We start from the raw sequence: 22,343 nt of genomic DNA on the forward strand, positions 1-22,343 counted from the left end.
AGCGCTCCTTTAAGATTGTCTGGTCAGTCGTCGTCCTCTTCAAGCTCGATCGCGGTGACAACGCCATCGGTCTTGTTCAGGACCAGTTCAGTTTCCACGCCATCCTTGACGAGTTCAACCTCGATCTCGCCATCTTCGAATTCGATCTCTTCGATCTGGTATCCCTGCGCCTCGAGAGTGGTGCGGATATCGGTCTCGGTGGTGCCCAGCTTGTCCCCGACTGTCACGTTGGCAAAAGCCAGCACCGGGGCGGTCGCGATCAGTCCGGTCAGAGTCAGCATTTTGAAAGTCTCCATTTCGCATCTCCTAGATTTGTTGCGTCGATGTAGGAGACGTGGGTTCGCCTGGCCGGTGGTGCGATTGGATTTCGGTTGAATTGGGCGGAATTGGCCCAAGGTTTATGCTGACTGAACAAAAAAAAAGACCCCGGACAAAGCCGGGGTCTTTCGAGAAATCAGAGGGGCGAGCAGATTATTCTGCGCCTTCCTCTTTCTTTTCTTTCTTCTCAGGTGCGATCTCTTCGCCGGTTTCCTGATCGACGATTTTCATCGACAGGCGCACCTTGCCGCGGTCGTCAAAGCCCAGCAGCTTGACCTTCACTTCCTGGCCTTCCTTCAGAACATCCGACGGATGGTTCAGGCGACGGTTTTCGATCTGGGACACGTGGACCAGACCGTCACGCTTGCCAAAGAAGTTCACGAAGGCGCCGAAGTCGACGATCTTGACCACTTTACCGGTGTAGATCTGACCTTCTTCCGGCTCTGCGACGATCGAGTGGATCATCTCGTATGCCTTCTTGATCGATTCGCCATCGGGCGAGGCGATCTTGATCACGCCGTCATCGTTGATGTCGACCTTGGCACCAGAAACGTCGACGATTTCGCGGATGACTTTGCCGCCGGAACCGATCACTTCACGGATCTTGTCGGTGGGGATGTTCATGGTCTCGATGCGCGGTGCGTGGACCGAGAAATCATTGGTCTCGGACAGGGCTTTGCCCATCTCGCCCAGGATGTGCATCCGGCCGTCCTTGGCTTGCGCCAGGGCTTTCTCCATGATCTCGGGCGTGATGCCCGCAACCTTGATGTCCATCTGCAGAGAGGTGATGCCGTTTTCGGTACCCGCAACCTTGAAGTCCATGTCGCCCAGGTGGTCTTCGTCACCCAGAATGTCCGACAGGATCGCGTAATCGCCGTCATCTTCCAAGATCAGACCCATGGCAACACCGGCAACCGGTGCTTTCAGCGGAACGCCCGCATCCATCATCGACAGCGAACCGCCGCAAACAGACGCCATCGAGCTTGATCCGTTGGATTCGGTGATCTCCGACACGATGCGGATCGTGTAGGGGAAGTCGGTTGCCGCAGGCAGAACCGCCTGCAACGCACGCCATGCCAGTTTGCCGTGACCAATCTCACGACGTCCCGGAGGGCCCACGCGACCCGCTTCACCAACCGAATAAGGAGGGAAGTTGTAATGCAGCAGGAAGTTCGATTTGAAGTTGCCGTGCAGGGCGTCGATGAACTGCTCATCATCACCGGTGCCCAGCGTGGTTACAGCCAGCGCCTGTGTTTCACCACGGGTGAACAGGGCCGAGCCGTGTGTCCGCGGCAGCATCGAGGTTTCTGCAACGATCGAACGGATATCGGTGGTCGAACGACCGTCGATCCGCTTGCCGCCTTTGACGACGTCGCCGCGCAGGATGCCTGCTTCCAGCTTTTTCATCGCCGAGCCAAGGTTCGCGTCTTCCAGCTGTTCCTCGGTCAGGGCTTCCTTGATTGCGTCGCGGGCAGCGGAAACAGCAGCAGTGCGCTCTTGCTTGTCGGTGATCGCGAAGGCGGCGCGCATCTGTTCTTCACCGGCAGCCTTAACGGCGGCGGACAGCTCAGAATAATCGGGCGCCTGGAAATCAAACGGCTCTTTTGCCGCGTCTTCGGCCAGTGAAATGATCAGGTCGATCACCGGCTGAATCTGCTCGTGTGCAAATTTGACCGCACCCAGCATCTCGGCCTCGGACAGTTCGTAAGCCTCCGATTCAACCATCATCACGGCGTCTTTGGTGCCGGCAACAACCAGATCCAGACGCTGTTCAGGGTTCAGGCGCAGGTCCTGCATGTCGTCCACTGTCGGGTTCAGAATGTATTCGCCATCCTCGAAACCAACGCGGCAACCAGCAATCGGGCCTCTGAACGGTGCGCCGGAAATGGTCAGCGCGGCAGAGGCTGCGATCATCGCCACCATGTCAGGGTCGTTGACCAGATCGTGGCTCAGCACGGTGCACATCACCAGAACTTCGTTTTTGAAGCCGTCAACAAACAGCGGGCGGATCGGCCGGTCGATCAGACGCGCGGTCAGCGTCTCTTTTTCAGTCGGGCGCGCCTCGCGCTTGAAAAAGCCACCCGGAACTTTACCGGCGGCATAATATTTCTCTTGGTAGTGGACGGTCAGCGGGAAAAAGTCCTGACCGGGTTTTTGCTTCCGCGCAAAGGTCACGTTTGCCATCACGCTGGTCTCACCCAGCGTGGCAATCACACTGCCGTCCGCCTGACGGGCAACCTTGCCGGTTTCCAGTGTCAGCGTCTCTTCGCCCCACTGAATTGATTTCTTTGTTACATCAAACATTTGCGTATCCTAGAAGGGAGCACTCCCGCCCCTGCGGGTCTCCCGTTTGCGTGGCGGCCCCATTGCCGCCGACCCCACTTTATCTTCCATTCGAGTGCCGGGGTCAGAGCACAACGTCTCAGATGGACCGCCCATACAGCAGTTTGGGGGCTTTGGAAAGGCAGGAGTTCCGAGGAAGGGTAAGGGTATAAAGGGCGCATGCCCGATCCATCGAGGATCGGGCAGACGCGGCGATCCTACAGGATCGCGTGGGCCAGGATCATGACGATACCACAGCCCAGCGCATAGCCGGTGTCGACCGCAATGGCGAAGCCGTTTTTTTGCACCCATGTCCCGACCGAGGCTGTCTGCGCCGCCACCGCAAGGATCGCAAGCAGGGCGACGCCCAGGCTATTGGTTGTCTCGGTCACCGCGATTACCGCAGCCAGCAGGATCAGGAACACGATCTGTGTGGCCATCGCGCCCAGTGGCGGGGTTTCGGGCGGCGTCGGGTCGATGCGGGTGCCTTCGGCCCAGCGTTTCTGAAAGCCCATAGGGCCGTAGACCAGCCAGCCCAACAAAAAGGCAGCGACCACCCCTGCACCGAGGGCCAGCCAGTTGATCATAGTGCCGTCTCCAGCGCCGCAAGGATAGCGGTCCAGCCGCCCTCGTGATTGTCCCGGCTTTCTTGCGAAGGAAAGCGGATGTGGTGCAGCCGCAGCTCGGTGCCCTTTTCGGTGGGTGTGAAATCCAGTGTGACCGTGGAATCGTCTTGGCTGTAGGGCGAATTCCAGGTGAATTGCAGACGGTTGGGGCGGTCGATGACCTTGTATTCGCCCTCATGCGGCAGATCGCCAGCCTCGGGCGCGCGCATGATGATTTTGAACCGGCCGCCGACCTTGGCGTCGGAATGCGCTTCGGGCACGGTCATGCCCGGTGCCGGCAGCATGAATTTTGCCAGCATCTCGGGGTTGAGCCAGGCATCAAACACCTTTTCGGGTGGATGTGGAATGGCGCGCGTTATTTCAAGTGACAGGTCCGTCATCTTCTGGGTCCTCCAAAGCAGTTTCCAAGGCGTCCAGCCGAAGCGCCCAAATCGAACGCAACCCGGCAAACCAAGAATCAACGGCTGATAAAGGAGCCATCTGAACCTCGATCAGATGTTCGCGCCATTCGGTCCGGCGCTGCACCAGCTCGGCGTTTTCCAGCACCTTGATGTGCTTGGAGACCGAGTTGAGGCTCATATCGAATTGCCGCGCAATGTCCGTCACCCGCAATGGTCCCTGCTGCGCAAGCATCGTCAGAATAGCGCGGCGGGTCGGGTCGGACGCGGCCTTCAATATTGCATTGAGGTCATATCGACTCTCTCGTTCAACCATTTGGATGAATTACAACCTTATTCTGCTTCAGTCAACCATTTGGGTGAATAACATGTTGAAACCCTGATTGACCAGTCGCCAAATGCACCCTGTTGGATAAGGGTTTGGCCCTGATCGGTGCAGATGTGTCCGAATACAGTCTGAGTCAGGTAAAATTTGGGGAGGACATGTGTGGCAAACGATTTTGGTGGAGCCACTGACTACAGGTGAGATCGGACCGTATTGGCCCCGTCTCCAGCTTAAAGAAGATGATCCATTCTATTATGATCGTGCAGAAAGCGGATTTCATATATCCGGGATCAAAGCGGGTCTGGGCCTATTGCAACGAATCTTCTTTGCTACGCGGTTGGGGAGACCCCAATTCTTTTTCTTTCAGTATGCCGCGGAGGATTGCGGCAGTTTCCACCTCGGACATTTTTTTTACGATGCCATCTGTGCCAGAGACTGTTGTTGACTTTTTTTCTGATTTAGGAGCCTGGGAAAGGTTAGCTGCAAAAACGCGGTTCAAAACTGATTTTAGAGGCATTGTTAAACTCCAGTAAAATAGTCGTCGGACACTGTCGCTGCGGGCCAGTCCGAACCACGAGGGTGGGAGGGCTCAAAGACCGTTTGCCGTGAGTGTGTACCCGCAGCGACAGGCGGCATTTAGGAACCGACCGATCCTGTGCAAAGGGGGAAGATATTGGCCTTTCGCGTCATTTTTTGACTCTCTGATAAAAAAACACGACGTTGCTTACGTTTACGTCAACTTTCTAAACCAGCGCTCAGATTCTGCGACGCAACGTCACAATTTGACACCTGTTCATCACGGGCAAATTCAACGGTCCTGAAGGCAAAAAAGCGGCCGTCTTTAGGGGCGATTCTATCGTGCAAGCAGGCGGAACCGTGGCTCCCAATAAAAACGGGCGCGCCCATTGTGGGCGCGCCTTGAAAAGGGAGGACTATGAAAAACCTAACGCTCGAAAAAAAATAAGCGCCTACTCACTACAGTTCCTAGACTGCAGCGATTTGAGCAGCTTGTCGGTGAAGTGGATCACACGGCGCGAAAAAAGTTTCCATCGTCCGAGATGTTGTCGTGATCGGTCATCGAGAATGCAGCAAAAGGCTTTGCTTCAAGGTCGGAGAGAACCCCAAAACCAAATACGCCCGCCGAATGGCGAGCGTATCATGATCTATTGGCTTTTCAGCGCCTGTATCAAAAACAGCAGCGCGCGCTTAGCGGCGGATGCCCAGCTTTTTGATCAGGTCCTGGTACCGTGCTTCTTCTTTGCCCTTCAGATAGTCCAGCAGCTTACGGCGCTGGGCAACCATCTTCAGAAGACCACGGCGACCGTGGTTATCTTTCTTGTGGGTCTTGAAGTGCTCGGTCAGGGTGGTGATGCGCGAGGTCAGGATGGCAACCTGGACTTCTGGCGAACCGGTGTCGCCGTCCTTGGTTGCGAATTCTTTCATGACGCGATCTTTTTCAGCGGCAGTAATCGACATCGGGGTCTCCTTTGAAAAGGTTAGGGTTGATGGCACAGGCCGGGATGTCGTCCAGCGCAGGCCCATGGAGAAAACCGCATCGATTCCGACACGGATGCGCGCGTATAGGCGCATTTGCGGTCAATGGCAAAGGGATTCTGGAAATTCAGCCCAGCGCGCTGAGCTGCGCCAGATCGCCTGAGGATATCAGTTGGATGTCATCGGCGCTGACACCGTCTGCCCCGATCAGCTGCACCACGTTCTGCCCGTCGACAATTACATGGGTCAGGTTCTCGTCTTCGGTGTCTGTCTTGATCTGAATGTCCGGGTTTTCCTGACCTTCCCATGAGATCAGCAACTTGTCTTGACCGGGCTGAAAATCCATGACGGTGACGGCGTCATCATCCGCTTCGGGCGAAACAGCGATGTCATCATCGCCTTCGCCTCCGGTTACGATATCCCCGCTTTCAGCAATGATCGTATCATCCCCGGCGCCACCGTTCAGGAAATCCACCGCGTCGGGGTGCTCTCCATCCTGACCGTCCAGAATATCGTCGCCATCACCGCCAAACAGCACGTCCTTGCCTTCGCCACCGCTCAACCGGTCATCACCAAACCCGCCATGCAGTGCGTCATCGCCCTCACCGCCGGTCAGAATGTCGTCATCCTGCCCGCCATACAGCTCATCCTCGCCCATCCCGCCGTCCAGGTGATCTGCGCCGAAATGCCCGTAAAGTGCATCATCCCCCTCATCGCCCGAGATTTGATCGTCGCCCGCCTCTCCGTGAAGGACATCCTGGCCAGTGCCGCCAAAGATCGTATCAGCGCCTCCTCCCCCATGCAGGGTGTCATCGCCTTCGCCACCATAAATCGTGTCATCCCCTGCATATCCATTGATCTGATCGTCGCCGTCCTGGCCGGTCAGGATGTCCAGATCCTCGGTGCCCGCGATGATCATGTCGCCCTCGATTTCGGATATGATCGTCCCGGTCGAAATCTCGGGCGCTTCGGGTTCCTCGACATTCTCACCGACGTCAAGGAATTCGCCGGTTTCGACCGCAGGAGGCTGGTCGTCGACGACATCGTCCTCACCGGGATCTTCATCTATGTCAAAGACATCGCCGATGGCATAGGCCACCCCGCCGACAGCCGCCAGACTAAGCAATCCGATCAGAAACATGACAACCTCCTTGAACGCATTGCTTCGAGGGTGAAATGTCCCATGCGATCAGGGCTTTGGTCAAAGCCTAGCTGAGCTTGTGGTTAACCCTTTGTCACCAGGGTTCGGGGTTTTGCGTGTAAGCGATATAGAGCGGATGCTTGGGGTGGCCGTCCTTGGTAAGCCCAAGGTGGTACATCGGCTGACCGGTGCCGCGCAGCAGGGTTTCGACGGTGGTGCCTCGATCCAAATGCGCGCCATGGGTGCCCCAGGCAGCGATGACCTGATCGGCCCAGTCCACGCCATTCAGAATGGCCATGTCATTCTCTGGCCCCACCGGATCGGCAGCGGCCCGCATTTTGCGTGGATCAGTATCGCGCCATGCAAAGATATTGGTGACCTGAAATGCGCCGAACCCCAGCGCGCGCGCCCGGCGTTCGCAGCGTTCAACCGTGGGATCGTTCTGCACCTCGGTCGCGGTGGACGGGTTCAGCATCACAAACAGCGCCTTGCGCCCGGTCGGATCCCAGATGCGCGTCAGGCTATAGCGGTATCTCTCGCAATCTGAATAAACAGCGGTCGAGGGCGCGTCGCCCTTGGTATGTGTGCGCGTGATCATGGGTTTCGACTAGCACGCAGATTACGTGACGAACACCCGGCTGGGATGCAATTCGCCGGATTTATAGATGCCGACCGCCACCGCCTGACCATCCAGCGAGGCCCAGGCCTCATCCCCGTATTCCACATCGGACGCCAGAACCATACCAGGGTTGCCGTTACGCAGACGGGTCGCACCTTCGGGGGTGCATTTCAGTTCGGGCAGGTCCGATAAGCCAGTTTCCAGCGGGTGCAGGTAATCATCCAGCGCGGTGGTTTTGGCCATCTCATCGATCTGTTCAATGCTCAGCCCGTCTTTGGTCTCGAACGGGCCGGACCAGATACGGCGCAGCTCGCGGACATGGCCGTAGCATCCCAGCGCCGCGCCCAGATCACGCGCGATCGATCGGACATAACCACCCTTGCCGCAGGTCATTTCCAGCATGACGTGGTCGGCATCTGGGCGATCAACCAGAACCAGTTCCTCGACCCACAGAGGGCGCGCAGCGAGTTCCACATCCTCGCCATCGCGAGCCAGCTTATAGGCACGTTGCCCGTCGATCTTCACCGCCGAGAATTTCGGCGGAACTTGCATGATTTCACCGATAAAGGGCGCGAGGGACTCTTTGATGTCATCATCCGAAGGGCGCGCATCGCTGCTTGCGATTACCTCGCCCTCGGCGTCATCGGTATTGGTGGCCTGACCCAGACGCACGGTGAAGGTATAGGCCTTCAAAGCGTCGGTGATATAGGGAACGGTCTTGGTCGCCTCACCCAAAGCCACGGCCAGAACGCCGGTGGCCTCGGGGTCCAGCGTGCCCGCATGGCCCGCTTTTTTCGCGTCCATCGCCCAACGCACCTTGTTGACCACGGCGGTCGAGGTCATGCCTGCGGGCTTGTCCACTACCAGCCAACCGGAAATCTCGCGACCCTTGCGTTTGCGTCCCATTGTGCACCTTGTTCTTTGCTGAGGCGCGCGAGTTAGCGGATCGGTCGGGCCCTGTCAATTTCAGGGCGTGTCTTCGACCACACCAACAATCGGCCCCAGTGAAAACCCGACATCGGATCGATTATTCGCCCGGTCATACATACGTGAGATATTGCCATCAAAGAACAGCGCATTCGGAGTTTCCAGTACGTCGCGGAACAGGCTGCCGAATTGGTGGAAGGTTACGTAATCTTCGGAAATGGCAAACACCGCGCGGGTGCCATCATCGCTGGTGCCCACGCCATTGCGGACGTAAACCGACGTCGAATCAGGCAGGAACCTTGGGTGCAGCTCTCCGTCGATGACAAGCATCGGGCCGGATTGGCTGGCAAAGCGGCAATCCGGGGCTTGATCTATAAAGTCCAGCGTCTCGAACACGTCGGCGCGGCCCTCGCGGATGCAGAACACCCCGTTGGGCAGAAGGCCGAAGTTTCCGGGACCGGGGTTCGGGATCACACGCATCTGCTCCTGCCCGTCTTCGACATAATGGCCGACGGGCGAGCGGTCGTCGTGATACATGCCTGCGTTCATCGCAAAGGCCAGACGCTTGCCAACGGGCTCCAGCGCCTCATTCACCGCCGAGAAATGCCCTAGCAGGTCGCCATTCTCGTCATTGAGGAACAAGCGCATGTCCTCATTCGCGGCATCCACCTCGCAGACAGTGTAGCGTTTGTCACTATGCGTGACCTTTTCGCATGTCACTGCCCCGGCTTGCGCCGCCCACAGGAAAGCGCCCAAAGTGGCAAATGCCCGGATCACTCGTCGAGATCGCGGCGCACCGCGTCCTGATCGAACATGCGGCGGGTGTCATCCAGACGGTCGAATGTGTCATCCAGCCGGAATCGCAGATCGGGGGAGAATTTTAGCCCGACCTTTTTACCAACCATGCGCCGCAGCTCGTGTTTGTTGCGGGCCAGCAGTTCGATTACATCCTCCTGCCCTTTGCCGCCCAGGGGCAGCACAAAGGCGGTGGCGATCTTCAGATCGGGCGAGGTGCGCACCTCACCCACAGTGATTGACATGCGATTCAGGTCGGGATCGTGGACATCTCCGCGCGCCAGAACCTCGGACAGGGTGCGGCGGATCAGTTCGCCGACACGCAGCTGTCGTTGGGACGGGCCGGGGCCATCGTGGAATTTGTTCTTAGCCATATCCCCGATCTAAGCGCAAAGCGGGGCTTTGCCAAGCGGGTGCGAACCGGGTAGGAGGCTTTGAGCCAATCAATGTGAAAGGACCAGCGCAATGACCCATATTCCGGGGATCGTCATCACAGGGGCTTCGGGCCGTATGGGTCAGATGTTGATCAGGACCGTGACCGACAGTGATCAGGCCCGCCTGGTCGGCGTGGTCGAGCGCACGGGTCATGATTGGGTTGGGCAGGATGTGGGCGTGGCCATGGGCGGTGCAGCGCTGGGCGTCACGGTGACCGACGATCCGCTGGAGGCCTTTGCCCAGGCGCAGGCCGTGATTGATTTCACCGCACCCGAGGCGACGCTGGAATTCGCCGCGTTGGCGGCGCAGGCGCGCTGTGTGCATGTGATCGGCACTACCGGGATGAGTGACGAGCAGATTGCCGCTCTGGAGCCGGCCTCACGTCATGCGGTGATCGTGCGGGCGGGAAATATGAGCCTGGGTGTGAACCTGCTGGTACAGCTGACCAAAAAGGTCGCTGCCGCGTTGGATGAAGATTTCGATATCGAGGTGATCGAAGGGCATCACCACCACAAGGTCGATGCGCCCTCGGGCACCGCGCTGATGCTGGGCGAGGCCGCTGCCGAAGGGCGTGGTGTAGATCTGGCTGAGGTGTCCGATCGGGGCCGCGATGGTATGACCGGCGCGCGCAAGCGGGGCGATATCGGGTTCCATGCCATTAGGGGTGGTGACATTGTGGGCGAACACGACGTGCTATTCGCAGCACCGGGCGAACGCATCGTGCTGCGCCATCTGGCCACCGACCGGGCGATCTTTGCCCGTGGGGCGCTGAAGGCGGCGCTGTGGGGGCAGGGCAAATCCCCCGGCCAATATGACATGGTGGATGTTCTGGGGCTTTGACACCACCCGGGAGCCGACAGACCGACTACAACTCTCGGATCTTATCTGCGCGCAAAGGGCAGGCGAGATAGACGCCGAATTCTTTGCCGATATCCGCACTGACCCGCGCGTGAACCTTGCCCTGCCGATCCAGAAAACGCTGATTGTCCTCGACCGGGAATATCCCCTCGTGCCAGATGCCAGGATGGATATACAGCCCGCGTGACCCATCACACCAAAAGGCCACCACCTTATCCGGTGTCAGATTGTCGCCCGGCAATGCGGCAGGGATGATGAAAGGCTTGTTGTCGATCGGCCAGAACATCTGTCCGCCATCGGGGTGATAGTTCATGTGCCAAAGCAGAACCTGATCGCGCGGAGCAGTTTGCCGGTTGGCGTTGGCCTGTTGCGGATCAGTGGACCAGCCGAGGACATAGTGGCCGTTGACCGCTTCGTTCTCGCCGTAAAGGACGTCCCCTTTCCACTCACCATGAAATGTGCCTTCGACCCAACCGGCCTCATCGCCGGTACCTTCGTCGATGGACCGCCAACCCTGTTGCGGCCAACGGACGATTTCAATTTCGAATTCTTCGGGGTCGTCGACCAGACAGCCATAGTCCTTGACCGACTGGTCTGTAGCACGGATCAAGGGGACCTCGTGCCAAGGCAGGGAGGGTTTGGTGTTGGCCTCAAAAATGTATTCTGGGGCGTTCATGTGAGCTCCTGATATTTTTCGACCATTCGCTGCACCATCGGCGCAAAATGGTTGAAATCGGGGGTTTCCATGTCTGCACGTTTACCTGCTTCGTCCAGATAACGCACCTGAATGATCTCTTTCAGGTTCGGGTTCTGCTCGAATTCGGCAACTTCTCTGGCACTCATCGGCCCGCCTTGCAGTTCCAGTGTATGAACCGAAGCCGTGGACAGGCGGTTGAAATATTCGGGCTTGGTAGCGCAAAGATACCGTTTGGCCGCCACGTGATAGCGGCAGCAATCGGTGATAACTGACGGAAAGAACTGTTCCAGCACCTCGGCGCCTGCATCTTCGTGATGGCGGTCTTCGGTGTCGTCGGGGTGGTACGTGCCGAATTCGGATGTGAAATGACCGATATCATGCAGCAATGCCCCTACGATGATCTCTTCGGGCATGCCGTTCTGTTCGGCAATGGTCGCGCCCTGCAGCATGTGTTCTGCCATGGTGACGGGTTCGCCCAGATATTCCTCGCCGCCGCGGCGGTCAAAGATATCCCCGATGAAGGCCACGATATTGTCGGGGGTCAGGGTCGAGAAATCAGGTTTCATTCCGCCGCCTCCAGTGTCGCCAGTTCCATCGCCGCCAGGGTTGACAGTAAGCCGTCCTTGTCGGCGTAGCAGCCTTGCAACCACCGCGATCCGGCGCCGGAATAGCCCAGACGCGCGTGCAGGACGCGGGTGTTGTCAACGATGAAGCTTTCACCCGGCTCCAGCTTGAACGACACGCCCATGGCCGGATCGTCGATTATCTCACCCAACTGGCGATAGGCGGCGTAATAGGCCTCCATCAGATCGAAAGGGATGTCCACAAACGGAGCCGACGAGCGGTTGTTAAAGCGGATACCGATCAACTCGCCATCGGGCGATAGCTCAATCATTGGGCGGCGCGACCGCAGGCAGACCCCGTCCGAGCCCTTGTATTCGAACCGGGCCGGGAAACCTGCCAACAGCGCAAATCCATCGGGGTTCTGATCGCGCAGTTTTTCCGCCGCCCGGAACCCGTCCACAACAATGGAATCGCCACCCTCGGCGCTGTTCTCCAGGCAGTACAGGATCTGCAATGTCGGTACCGGGTCGCGATAAGGGTTGTCCGTGTGCGCCTGCAGGCCAAGCCCTGTAAAGGCCAGGTTGGTCGGGTTCACCTCGGTTCGAACCTCGAAATAGGGGCCATAGTTGGTCTGACGGACGTATCCGAACAGATCAGCCACCTTCAACAGGGATTCCGGTTTGGTCGGGCCACTGGTCAGTTTGGCAAACCCGTATTCGGCGACCATTGCCAGCCAGCCGCGCTTGGCTGCGGGGTTGGCGTGGACGTCGCTCCAGTCGGCGCTGGGCGCGTCGAGCCCTTGCTCCCAGGTGGTGATCCCGGGCGCGGTGCGGCCAAAGGTGCGGCTGTCCTCTTGGTCATAGCTATGCGCAGCCAGCCAATCGGCGGGGAAAGTGACAGTCTTGTTTTCGGGTTGAAATGTGACAGTGAGGTCGCCGTTGGCCACTGAGGCAGCGCTGACCATGGTATCGGCGGGGATATCGCCAATGGTGATCAGGCGCTGTCCGTTGCCCGGTGCCCGTGTGTCAGGATCAAGCGCGTTGTCGCGTAGCCAGATGGCGTGAAAGCGGGTACTTGGGCCTGTATCGAATTCCACGGTGACGATTGACGGAGTATGGGTGGCAGAGCGCAGCATGGGGTTTCTCCTGTTCGCGCGGGCTTTGCTTGAGGATATACGCCCCCTATGGCATTACGACAATTAATCCTTGTTGCTGCTGAGGCCTGGAAAAACTTATGGATAAAAAGAAGATCGGCTTGCCCCCGCTAGACTGGTTGCGCGTATTCGAAGCGGCGGGGCGGTTGGGTGGATTCTCGGCAGCGGCGCGCGAGTTTGGGCTAACACAGGCTGCCGTCAGTCAGCGCATCGGCAACCTTGAGGCCTGGTTGGGCCGCACGCTGTTTGTGCGCGAGGCGCGCGGTGTATCGCTGACCGTCGAGGGCGAAAGCTATCTACCGCTGGTTCAGGACAGCTTGCAGGCGCTCGAACGCAATACCGAAGACCTTTTCGGAAAATCCCCGCGCGAATTGCGGGTGGCTGGCCTGTCTTCCCATATTAAGGCCCTCGTCATACCCGCTCTTGCACGTTTTCACGACCTGCGCCCCAAAGTGCGGGTGCTGACAGATTCCGTGGCGCGACGGTCTTCGCTGGATGAAGAGAGGACTTGGCTTCAAATCCGCTATGGGCGTGGGGCGTGGCCCGGGCGAGATGCCGAACTGATTGCCGCCGAAGTGCTGGTGCCGATGGCAGCGCCGGGTGTGGATTGGTCCGCGCCCTTGATTGATCTGCGCGGTGAAAGGCCCGGCTGGCGTGATTGGGCGAAAAACACCACTCAGACCGACCTGCCAACCTCGAAAATGAGCTTCGATTCGATGGAACATGCGATTTCGGCGGCTCGGCAGGGTTTGGGCGTTGTGTTGGGATCCATGCCCTTGGCGCAATCGGACTTGCGAGCGGGGCGGTTGCGTCGAATGGATTTGCCCGAATTGAACGCTAAAGATGGCTATTGGCTGACCTGGCCCGAAGAGCGTGCGAAATCCAATAAGCAACGGGCGCTCATCGCGGATTTTCTGCAGGCCCTGCGCGGGGATTGATCAGAAATCTATCGCGATGCCTTTCTTTTCCCAATCGCCATAACGTGCAGGATCGGGGCCGTCGCGTCCGCCCAGCTCTTTGGGTCGCGCTTTTGCGTCGGCTTCGGCCTTGCGGCGGCGGTCCTCCGCCTCAGCCAGCGCGCGTTGTGCGGCAGGCGGCAGGTCTTTGGGCTCGTCACTCATGACATCGGGTTCCTTTCAGTGCATTGGCTTGATATACGCCCCCGTCCGCCCTTGGCAATGCGGACGAGGGTCACATCAAAGGCGATTCAATGTCCGATAACGCAACGGCCGCGCGACGCAGCGCAATCTACCTTCTGGATCAGATCTTGGGTGACGGGCGGCTGATGTCAGAATGCCTGGCTGCAGGTGCGTTGGAGCGATTGGCACCAGAAGACCGGGCGCGGGCACAGCGGCTGGCGTTGCAAACGCTGCGTGGGCTCGAACGCGCCGACCGTCTGTTGGACAATCACCTGAACCGCACTCCCGCCCTGACCGTGCATAATGCCCTGCGTCTGGGAGCGGTTGAGCTGTGCCATGGCGAGGCAGCGCATGGCGTCGTAAATTCCATGGTTGAGATTGTCGGTCGCTCGCGCAAGCATGGGCGGCTCAAGGGGTTGGTGAACGCGGTTCTGCGCAAGGTGGCGGCGGAAGGGCCAGAGGCTTGGCCGAAAATGCGCGTGCCGCGCCTACCCGAGTGGCTGCGCGATCCATTGATCATGGCCTGGGGTGCCGAGGCCGTGACCGGCATGGAGCTGGCGCATTTCGAGGGCGCGCCGCTGGATCTTTCGGTCAAGCCCGGGGCAACAGCGCCGGGTGAGATGCTTCCGACCGGTTCGATGCGGGTTCGGGATGCGGGGCAGGTGTCCGCTCTGCCGGGATATGATCGCGGTGACTGGTGGGTTCAGGATGCCGCCGCCGCACTGCCTGTCCGAGTTCTGGCGCCTAAGGCCGGAGAGAAAATTCTGGACCTTTGCGCTGCGCCCGGTGGCAAGTCGTTGCAACTGGCGGCTGCGGGGGCCGATGTGACTGCGCTGGATATCTCGGAATCGCGTCTGGAACGAGTGCGCGAGAACCTGACGCGGACGGGCCTGATGGCTACGGTCATCGCGGCTGACGCGCTGGAACACCAGGGTCAGTATGACGCCATCCTGCTGGATGCGCCCTGTTCCGCCACCGGCACGATCCGCCGCCATCCTGATCTGCCCTTTGCCAAGGACGGGTCGGAATTCGGCGCGCTGATCGAGCTGCAAACGCAGATGCTTGCCCATGCCTGGACCCTTCTGAAACCGGGCGGGCGGTTGGTGTACTGCACCTGCTCGTTACTGCCCGATGAGGGCGAGGTTCAGGTTGAAGAGGCGCTACAGATGTATCCTGATATGCAAGCGGACCGGGTCGCTTTGCAGGTCGCGGGGGTCGAAGCCGGCTGGATCACCGAAGAGGGCGGTTTGCGTCTGCGGCCTGACTATTGGCCGGGGACAGGCGGCATGGACGGCTTCTATATCGCCTGCCTGACGAAATCGACCTGAAGGCACGCTTTTCGATGACTTGACGATTGCTCCGGTCTATCGTTGGGTCTCAGGCGCCAGCAGAGCGCAAGGGGCAGAGTAACGAGCGTCATGTCAAATTCGGACACCATGGCAAACCGATGGTCACGGTTTCAGAACCGGCTTTATGCGCGGCTCAGTCAGCGGCGCAAAGCCGTTACCGGATTTGTGGGCGATCCGGAACCACGCACGGTTGGATCATTTGCGCGCGGGCGTCAGTTGGTGGCTGGGAACCTGCTGTTCTCGGGCTATCTGGTAGAGGCGCAGGATACAGGCTTATGGGATGTCACTGCGCCCAGCACCGGATTCGACGATGAACGCCACGGTTTTGCCTGGCTGGATGATCTGGCGGCTGTTGGCGACATCCGGGCGCGCGAAAAGGCGCAACGCTGGGTCTGGGGCTGGATCGAAGCACATGGGCGCGGGCACGGGCCCGGTTGGGCACCTGATCTGACTGGCCGGCGAGTGATGCGTTGGATCAATCACGCGATCTTTTTGCTGCGCGGTGTGGATGAGCAACAAAGCAAGGTCTTTTTCAGTTCGCTATCTCAGCAGGCCTGGTTCCTGTCGAAACGCTGGCATGCTGCGACGCCTGGCCTGCCCCGGTTCGAGGCGCTAGCCGGTCTGGTGCAAGCCGGTTTGGCTTTGGAAGGGCTTGAGCAGATGGCAGAGCCCGCCCTGCGCGCTCTGGCGCGGGAATGTGACAGTCAGATAGATAAAAAAGGTGGTATCTCCACGCGCAACCCCGAGGAGCTGCTGGAAGTCTTCACGCTGCTCGCGTGGACATCGGCAGCACTTAGCGATTTGGGGCGGGGTACACCTGGGGCGCAGGCGAATGCGATTAAACGGATGGCCCCGACCATGCGTAATCTGCGTCATTCGGATGGTGCACTGGCCCGTTTCCACGGGGGCGGGCGCGGGATCGAGGGTCGTCTGGATCAGGCTCTGGCGCAAAGCGGCGTCAGACCGCAAAGCGAGAACGGCCTGTCCATGGGATTTGCCCGTCTCTATGCGGCACGGACCAGTGTGATAATTGACGCCAGTTCGCCGCCCAAAGGGGATGCGTCATATAACGCACATGCGTCGACCTTGGCATTCGAGCTGACCTCGGGCCGCCGACCTCTGATTGTGAATTGTGGGTCTGGGGAAACCTTTGGGTTGGAATGGCGTCGGGCCGGGCGCGCCACGCCGTCGCATTCGACACTTTGTCTTGACGGCTTTTCAAGTGCGCGTCTGACCTCAGCTGTTCCTGGTACGGAACGTGAAGGGCTGGTGGACGCGCCAAAGGATGTTCCGGTCGAGTTCGAAGACGCGTTCGAGGGAACCCGGTTTATGGCCGGGCATGATGGCTATACCAAAGTGTTCGGCCTGACCCATGCCCGAACGTTCGAGCTGCGCTTTGACGGGCGGGAGCTGACCGGCGAAGATATTCTGCTTACCACAAGTGACAGGGCCAAGCGGCAATTTGACAAGGCGCTGGATGCGTCGAGCCTGACTGGTATCGGCTTTGACATACGGTTCCATCTGCATCCGGACGTGGATGCGGCGATAGATTTGGGCGGTGCGGCGGTGTCCATGGCGCTCAAAAGCGGTGAGATTTGGGTGTTCCGCCATGATGGTGTGGGGAAATTGTCAATCGAGCCAAGTGTTTATCTTGAAAAGGGCCGTTTGAAGCCACGCGCGACAAAACAGATCGTTCTATCTGGCCGCGCAATGGAGTATGCGACGCGCATCCGGTGGACGTTGAGCAAGGCGCAGGATACAGCCTTTGCCGTGCGCGACTTGCACCGGGACGAGCCCGAGTTTGACTGACGCCAAAAGGACCTTTGGACCCATGACCGATCTTCACCCCGTGCGCCGCGCGTTGCTTTCCGTATCCGACAAGACCGGGCTGATCGAGCTGGGTAAGGCGCTGGCCGACCGCGGGGTCGAGTTGTTGTCGACCGGCGGCACAGCTAAAGCACTGCGCGATGCGGGGTTGGAGGTGAAGGATGTCAGCGAGATCACCGGTTTCCCGGAGATGATGGATGGCCGGGTCAAGACGCTGCACCCGATGGTGCATGGCGGCTTGCTGGCCTTGCGTGACAATGACACCCATGTCGCCGCGATGAACGAACACGGCATCGACGTGATCGACCTGCTGGTAGTGAACCTCTATCCGTTCGAGGCGACCGTGGCTAAAGGCGCTGGCTATGACGAATGTATCGAGAATATCGACATCGGCGGCCCGGCGATGATCCGCGCCGCCTCCAAGAACCACGCGTTTGTCAATGTCGTGGTCGATGTCGAGGATTACTCGTCGCTGTTGGATCAGCTGGACGAGAATTATGGCAAGACCTCATATGGTTTCCGTCAGTGGTTGGCCCAAAAGGCCTATGCCCGCACCGCTGCTTACGATACCGCCGTGTCGAACTGGATGGCCGATGCGCTGCAGCTTGAGGCCCCCAAGCGCCGCGCTTTTGCGGGCGAGTTGAAACAGACACTGCGCTATGGCGAGAACAGCCATCAGACCGCTGCATTTTATACCGACGGTACCAACCGACCCGGTGTGGCGACCGCCCTTCAGCATCAGGGCAAGGAACTGAGCTATAACAACATCAACGACACCGATGCGGCGTTTGAGCTTGTTGCGGAATTCGATCCCGTCAAGGGTGCGGCCTGTGCCATCATCAAACATGCCAACCCGTGTGGCGTTGCGACCGGCGGCACTCTGTTAGAGGCCTATAAGGCCGCGTTTGACTGTGACCGCACTTCGGCCTTTGGCGGGATCGTGGCGCTGAACCAGCCGCTGGACGCTGAAACCGCGCAGGAAATCACCGGCATCTTCACCGAGGTCGTGATCGCGCCGGGCGCATCGGATGAGGCCAAGGCGATCTTTGCCGCCAAGAAAAACCTGCGTCTGCTAACGACCGAAGGCCTGCCGGATGTGACCGCAGGTGGCAAAACCGTGCGTCAGGTCGCGGGCGGTCTGTTGGTGCAAGACAAGGATAACGGTTTCGTCGGCCTGGATGACCTGAAGGTTGTCACCAAGAAGGCCCCATCCGAGGAACAGATGCGCGACTTGCTGTTTGCCTGGAAAGTCGCCAAACACGTCAAATCCAACGCCATCGTCTATGTGAAGGACGGCGCGACCGTGGGTGTCGGCGCGGGTCAGATGAGCCGTGTGGATTCCGCCCTGATCGCGGCCAAAAAGGCCGAACGTATGGCCGATGTGCTGGGCTTGGCCCAACCGCTGACCATCGGCTCGGCGGTGGCGTCAGACGCGTTCTTCCCCTTCCCCGACGGTTTGATGGAGGCCGCAGAGGCAGGCGCCACTTGTGTGATCCAACCGGGCGGCTCGATGCGCGATGACGACGTGATCGCCGCCGCGGATGAGGCCGGTCTGGCCATGGTCTTTACCGGCATGCGGCATTTCCGTCACTGATGCGTGCCCGATTGCTCCTCTGGGCGGCGCTGACCGCGTTTCTGATCGACCAGATCAGCAAGTACCTGGTCGTTCATGTGATGCGCGTGGCCGAAGGGCCGATCAGCGTTCTGCCGCCCTTTCTGGTGTTCAGATATGGCGAGAATCGCGGCATCAATTTCGGCCTGTTTCAGGGCAATGGCGACGCCGCGCGCTGGGCTCTGATCGGAGTTTCACTGGTGATTTCAGTGGGCGTGCTGATTTGGTTGATGCGCACGGCCCCCTCAAAGCTCTTGTTGGTCTGTGGCGGCCTGCTGATCGGCGGTGCGCTTGGCAATGTGGTGGACCGCGTGTTGTACGGATATGTGCTGGATTTTCTGAACATGTCCTGCTGTGGTTTCGACAACCCCTATGTGTTCAATCTGGCCGATGTATTCATATTCGCAGGTGCGTTCGGGTTGGTGCTGTTTGATAGGAAAAAGCCCTCGTGACGCGGGTTTGGAAATACGATAAAAGCGCCTGAAACAGGCTGGAGACTTTCATGCGGTTGCCGCGTTCCATATTTGTTGTGACTATGAGTCTTGCGGTTGCGGGATGTTCGGATATCGGTCTGCGCCACCTCGAGCCGCCGGGCCCGGGCCCGGACGAGTTTGCGATTCTGCCGGTCAAACCTCTGACCCAGCCCGAGAACTACAACTCTTTGCCCGCACCGACACCGGGTGGCACCAACCTGACCGATGCCAATCCCACAGGGGATGCTATTGCCGCGCTGGGCGGGAATCCGGCTGCTTCGAATCCAAATACCGCTGTGCCTGCCTCTGATGGCGCGCTTGTCACGGCCTCCAGCCGATATGGCGTTCCGTCAAACACACGGCAGGTCGTCAACCAAGAAGATGCGGATTTCCGCAAGCGTCAGGGGCGCTGGACCCGTTTGCGGCTGTTCAACGTAGATCGATATTCGCAGGTTTACCGTCGCTGGGCTATCGACCCGAACAAGCAAACCCAGGCTGCGCGGAACGCTGGGATCGAAACGCCATCGGCGCCGCCGGTCAATGAATAATTCTTAACTTTCCGTCATCGGGGTTGAACCCGGGCGGCACCACCGTAGTTTGAACACCAGAAACGAAACGGAGGATGCCCCATGGTTCGGGCTCTGGCACTGTCGGCTGCTCTGATCGCCGCCACCCCGGTTTTTGCCGAAGATGGGCACGAGGCGGTCACCACCTTTACGCTGGATAACGGTATGGACGTTGTCGTGATCGAGGATCACCGCGCCCCAGTCGTGCAGCACATGGTCTGGTATCGCGCCGGATCGGCGGATGAGCCGGTTGGTTCGTCCGGTGTGGCGCATTTTCTGGAACACCTGTTGTTCAAGGCCACCGACACGCTGGAGGCGGGCGAGTTTTCTGCCACCGTCGCGGCCAATGGCGGCAATGACAACGCGTTCACCTCGTATGATTACACCGCCTATTTTCAGCGTGTTGCTGCCGACCGGCTTGAGCTGATGATGCGGATGGAGTCAGACAGGATGCGCAATATCCGCCTGTCCGATGATGACATCGCCACCGAGCGCGACGTGATCCTGGAAGAACGTAACCAGCGTACCGAAAACAACCCGCGCGCCCTGTTCGGTGAACAGGTCAGCGCGGCGCAATACCTCAACCACCGCTATGGTGTCCCCGTTATCGGTTGGAAACATGAGATGGAAACGCTGGACCTGGACGATGCACTGTCCTTCTATCAGATCCACTATTCGCCAAATAACGCCATCCTGGTGGTGACGGGCGATGTTGAGCCAGACGAGGTCAAATCCCTGGCCGAGCAATATTACGGGGTAATCCCGGCAAACCCGGACCTGCCCGAACGGGTGCGATCACAGGAGCCGCCACAAACCGCTGAACGCCGTCTGACCTTTAAGGATGCGCGCGTATCGCAGCCCTATGTTCAGCGCAGCTATCTAGCACCCGAACGGGACGCAGGTGCACAGGAAAAAGCCGCCGCCCTGTTCCTTCTGGCTGAATTACTGGGGGGCAGCACGACGTCGTACCTGAATGAAAAACTGCAGTTCGAGCAGCAAAAGGTCGTCTATACCGGTGCGTTCTACCGAGGCGTGTCGCTTGACGATACCACATTTGATCTGCTGGTTGTTCCGGCCGAAGGCGTGTCGCTGCAAGAGGCCGAGGATGCGATGGATCAGGCCGTGACCGATTTCATCGCCGAAGGTGTGAACGAAGAGGATCTGGATCGGATCAAAATGCAGCTGCGCGCCGCGCAGACCTATGCGCGTGACAATGTGGACGGGATCGGCAATCGCTATGGCCGTGCCCTGACCAGCGGGCTGACGGTCGAAGATGTACAGGCTTGGCCTGATGTCCTGCAGGCGGTGACCGGTGATCAGATCATCGCCGCCGCGCGCGAGGTGCTGCAGCCTGAAACCTCGGTCACGGGCTGGCTGATGCGAGACGATGAGGTAACGCAATGAAGCGGATATTTGTAACTCTGATTGCTTTGGTCATCGCAGTTCCTGCATGGGCCGAGATCGAGATTGAAGAGGTCACCTCGCCGGGTGGCATCACCGCATGGCTGGTCGAGGATCACTCGATCCCCTTCACCGCCCTGGAGCTGCGGTTCCGCGGTGGCACGTCGCTGGACGACCAGACAAAGCGCGGCGCGGTGTATCTGATGAGCGGCCTGATCGAAGAAGGCGCTGGCGAAATGGATGCCCGCACCTACGCGCGCGAGCTGGAATCTCTGGCCGCGTCGTTCGGGTATAGCGCCTCAGACGATTCAGTGTCGATCTCGGCACAGTTTCTGACCGAAAACAGGGATGAGGTGATTGACCTGTTGCGGACCACAATTCACGAACCGCGTTTCGATCAGGATGCCGTAGACCGTGTTCGCGCTCAGGTTCTGTCGGGTCTGCGGTCAGATCAGACCAGCCCCAGTGACATTGCCGGGCGCAGCTTCGCGGAAATGGCCTATGGCGATCACCCCTACGGTTCCGAAGGCAAGGGCACGATCGAAAGTGTCAGTGCCTTGACCCGCGATGATGTGGTCACGGCATATGAGAACGTGTTTACCAAGGATCGTCTGTATGTAGGCGCGGTCGGCGATATCACCCCAGAGGAACTGGGCGCGGTGCTGGACGAGCTCTTGCTTGATCTGCCGGATACCGGCAAACCGATCCCTAAGCGGGCCGATGTGACGATCACTGGCGGAGTGAGCGTGATCGAGTTCGATACGCCGCAATCGGTGGCTCTGTTCGGCCATGCCGGGATCGACCGCGACGACCCGGATTTCTTTTCCGCCTATCTGTTGAACCACATTCTTGGCGGCGGGGGTTTCGAAAGCCGCCTGATGCAGGAAGTGCGCGAAAAACGCGGTCTGACCTATGGTGTGGCGACCTATCTGGTGCCAAAGGATCTGGCCTCTGTGTATCTTGGGTCGGTGTCCTCTGCCAATGACCGTATTGCCGAAGCCGTTGATGTGATCCGCAACGAATGGGCGCGCGCCGCATCCGAAGGGGTCACTCAGAAGGAGTTGGACGACGCCAAGACCTATCTGACCGGTGCCTATCCGCTGCGCTTTGATGGCAACAGCCAGATCGCCGGGATCATGGTGGGTATGCAGATGGAGGATTTGCCTATCGACTATATCGCCACACGCAATGACAAGGTAAATGCAGTGACGCTTGAGGATGTGAACCGGGTGGCGTCCGAACTGCTGGATCCAGATGGTTTGCACTTTACCATCGTTGGCAAACCCGAAGGTCTGGACGGCTGA

25 protein-coding genes are annotated in these 22,343 nt (G+C 59.1%); 9 read left to right on the top strand and 16 right to left on the bottom strand.

What is annotated here, in order from left to right; all coding sequences use genetic code 11:
- Positions 1-23 precede the first annotated feature (23 nt).
- From AC2FHW_RS17140 to rbfA, 12 genes are all read right to left on the bottom strand, one after another.
- Positions 24-296 (bottom strand): PepSY domain-containing protein, encoded by a 273-nt coding sequence (locus tag AC2FHW_RS17140; RefSeq protein ID WP_142640003.1) that lies wholly within the window; start codon positions 294-296, stop codon positions 24-26.
- A 175-nt stretch (positions 297-471) separates the two neighbouring features.
- Positions 472-2,622, bottom strand: a complete 2,151-nt coding sequence (gene pnp, locus AC2FHW_RS17145) for a polyribonucleotide nucleotidyltransferase (protein ID WP_271952102.1) — start codon at positions 2,620-2,622, stop codon at positions 472-474.
- Between the two features lie 236 nt (positions 2,623-2,858).
- Positions 2,859-3,227 carry a DUF1761 family protein gene (locus AC2FHW_RS17150; protein WP_496822307.1) on the bottom strand — a complete coding sequence of 123 codons (369 nt, stop codon included), beginning with the start codon at positions 3,225-3,227 and terminating at the stop codon, positions 2,859-2,861.
- Entirely contained in the window at positions 3,224-3,646 is a 423-nt protein-coding gene (locus AC2FHW_RS17155) for an SRPBCC family protein (RefSeq protein WP_281973782.1), read from the bottom strand. Before AC2FHW_RS17155 ends, AC2FHW_RS17150 begins: the two co-directional genes overlap by 4 nt.
- Positions 3,627-3,980: an ArsR/SmtB family transcription factor gene (locus AC2FHW_RS17160; RefSeq protein ID WP_142640011.1), complete on the bottom strand. Its 354-nt coding sequence runs from the start codon at positions 3,978-3,980 to the stop codon at positions 3,627-3,629. Before AC2FHW_RS17160 ends, AC2FHW_RS17155 begins: the two co-directional genes overlap by 20 nt.
- A 316-nt stretch (positions 3,981-4,296) precedes the next feature.
- Positions 4,297-4,506: a hypothetical protein gene (locus tag AC2FHW_RS17165; RefSeq protein ID WP_496822309.1), complete on the bottom strand. Its 210-nt coding sequence runs from the start codon at positions 4,504-4,506 to the stop codon at positions 4,297-4,299.
- A 689-nt stretch (positions 4,507-5,195) separates the two neighbouring features.
- Entirely contained in the window at positions 5,196-5,465 is a 270-nt protein-coding gene (rpsO, locus tag AC2FHW_RS17170) for a 30S ribosomal protein S15 (protein ID WP_142640015.1), read from the bottom strand.
- A gap of 145 nt (positions 5,466-5,610) precedes the next feature.
- Positions 5,611-6,624 (bottom strand): calcium-binding protein, encoded by a 1,014-nt coding sequence (locus AC2FHW_RS17175; protein WP_142640017.1) that lies wholly within the window; start codon positions 6,622-6,624, stop codon positions 5,611-5,613.
- Positions 6,625-6,718: 94 nt separating this feature from the next.
- A complete protein-coding gene (locus AC2FHW_RS17180; protein ID WP_142640019.1) occupies positions 6,719-7,222 on the bottom strand; it encodes a DUF1643 domain-containing protein in 504 nt (167 codons plus the stop codon).
- Between the two features lie 21 nt (positions 7,223-7,243).
- Positions 7,244-8,149 carry a tRNA pseudouridine(55) synthase TruB gene (truB, locus tag AC2FHW_RS17185; protein WP_496822311.1) on the bottom strand — a complete coding sequence of 302 codons (906 nt, stop codon included), beginning with the start codon at positions 8,147-8,149 and terminating at the stop codon, positions 7,244-7,246.
- Between the two features lie 60 nt (positions 8,150-8,209).
- Positions 8,210-8,947 carry a phosphodiester glycosidase family protein gene (locus AC2FHW_RS17190; RefSeq protein ID WP_496789851.1) on the bottom strand — a complete coding sequence of 246 codons (738 nt, stop codon included), beginning with the start codon at positions 8,945-8,947 and terminating at the stop codon, positions 8,210-8,212.
- Complete coding sequence (gene rbfA / locus AC2FHW_RS17195) at positions 8,944-9,339, bottom strand: 30S ribosome-binding factor RbfA (RefSeq protein WP_142640024.1); 396 nt, start codon at positions 9,337-9,339, stop codon at positions 8,944-8,946. Before rbfA ends, AC2FHW_RS17190 begins: the two co-directional genes overlap by 4 nt.
- Positions 9,340-9,430: 91 nt before the next feature.
- On the opposite strand from rbfA, the gene dapB reads away from it, so the two are divergent.
- Positions 9,431-10,240 (top strand): 4-hydroxy-tetrahydrodipicolinate reductase, encoded by an 810-nt coding sequence (gene dapB, locus AC2FHW_RS17200; RefSeq protein ID WP_496693047.1) that lies wholly within the window; start codon positions 9,431-9,433, stop codon positions 10,238-10,240.
- 25 nt (positions 10,241-10,265) lie between these two features.
- Here dapB and AC2FHW_RS17205 read toward each other — a convergent pair whose 3' ends face one another.
- Genes AC2FHW_RS17205 through tmpA form a run of 3 tightly spaced genes read right to left on the bottom strand, consistent with a single transcriptional unit; the run spans position 10,266 to position 12,654 of the window.
- Positions 10,266-10,934 (bottom strand): ureidoglycolate lyase, encoded by a 669-nt coding sequence (locus AC2FHW_RS17205; protein ID WP_496709472.1) that lies wholly within the window; start codon positions 10,932-10,934, stop codon positions 10,266-10,268.
- A complete protein-coding gene (tmpB, locus tag AC2FHW_RS17210; protein WP_142640030.1) occupies positions 10,931-11,521 on the bottom strand; it encodes a (R)-1-hydroxy-2-trimethylaminoethylphosphonate oxygenase in 591 nt (196 codons plus the stop codon). The genes AC2FHW_RS17205 and tmpB overlap by 4 nt, the downstream gene beginning before the upstream one ends.
- Entirely contained in the window at positions 11,518-12,654 is a 1,137-nt protein-coding gene (gene tmpA / locus AC2FHW_RS17215) for a 2-trimethylaminoethylphosphonate dioxygenase (RefSeq protein WP_496822313.1), read from the bottom strand. Before tmpA ends, tmpB begins: the two co-directional genes overlap by 4 nt.
- A gap of 98 nt (positions 12,655-12,752) precedes the next feature.
- Here tmpA and AC2FHW_RS17220 point away from each other — a divergent pair, with 98 nt between their 5' ends.
- Positions 12,753-13,610, top strand: coding sequence for a LysR family transcriptional regulator (locus tag AC2FHW_RS17220; protein ID WP_496679122.1), 858 nt, complete (start codon positions 12,753-12,755; stop codon positions 13,608-13,610).
- On the opposite strand, the gene AC2FHW_RS17225 is transcribed toward AC2FHW_RS17220, so the two are convergent.
- Positions 13,611-13,793: a DUF1674 domain-containing protein gene (locus tag AC2FHW_RS17225; RefSeq protein ID WP_142640036.1), complete on the bottom strand. Its 183-nt coding sequence runs from the start codon at positions 13,791-13,793 to the stop codon at positions 13,611-13,613.
- Between the two features lie 89 nt (positions 13,794-13,882).
- Between AC2FHW_RS17225 and AC2FHW_RS17230 the strand changes: the two genes are divergently transcribed.
- The 7 genes from AC2FHW_RS17230 to AC2FHW_RS17260 all read left to right on the top strand — a co-directional run bounded on the left by AC2FHW_RS17230 (position 13,883) and on the right by AC2FHW_RS17260 (position 22,343).
- Positions 13,883-15,139, top strand: a complete 1,257-nt coding sequence (locus AC2FHW_RS17230; protein ID WP_496679127.1) for an RsmB/NOP family class I SAM-dependent RNA methyltransferase — start codon at positions 13,883-13,885, stop codon at positions 15,137-15,139.
- A 90-nt stretch (positions 15,140-15,229) separates the two neighbouring features.
- On the top strand, positions 15,230-16,969 hold the full coding sequence (locus AC2FHW_RS17235; RefSeq protein ID WP_496822315.1) for a heparinase II/III family protein: 1,740 nt from the start codon (positions 15,230-15,232) through the stop codon (positions 16,967-16,969).
- Between the two features lie 22 nt (positions 16,970-16,991).
- Entirely contained in the window at positions 16,992-18,581 is a 1,590-nt protein-coding gene (purH, locus tag AC2FHW_RS17240) for a bifunctional phosphoribosylaminoimidazolecarboxamide formyltransferase/IMP cyclohydrolase (protein WP_271952132.1), read from the top strand.
- Entirely contained in the window at positions 18,581-19,051 is a 471-nt protein-coding gene (lspA, locus tag AC2FHW_RS17245; protein WP_496679135.1) for a signal peptidase II, read from the top strand. Before purH ends, lspA begins: the two co-directional genes overlap by 1 nt.
- 50 nt (positions 19,052-19,101) lie before the next feature.
- Positions 19,102-19,620: a DUF3035 domain-containing protein gene (locus tag AC2FHW_RS17250; protein WP_271952136.1), complete on the top strand. Its 519-nt coding sequence runs from the start codon at positions 19,102-19,104 to the stop codon at positions 19,618-19,620.
- Positions 19,621-19,701: 81 nt separating this feature from the next.
- The gene (locus AC2FHW_RS17255) at positions 19,702-21,042 is read left to right on the top strand and encodes a M16 family metallopeptidase (protein WP_142640049.1); all 1,341 of its coding nucleotides are present in this window, start codon (positions 19,702-19,704) and stop codon (positions 21,040-21,042) included.
- Positions 21,039-22,343, top strand: a complete 1,305-nt coding sequence (locus AC2FHW_RS17260; protein WP_496822317.1) for a M16 family metallopeptidase — start codon at positions 21,039-21,041, stop codon at positions 22,341-22,343. The genes AC2FHW_RS17255 and AC2FHW_RS17260 overlap by 4 nt, the downstream gene beginning before the upstream one ends.

It is taken from the genome of Ruegeria sp. YTSA108 (assembly GCF_059610185.1).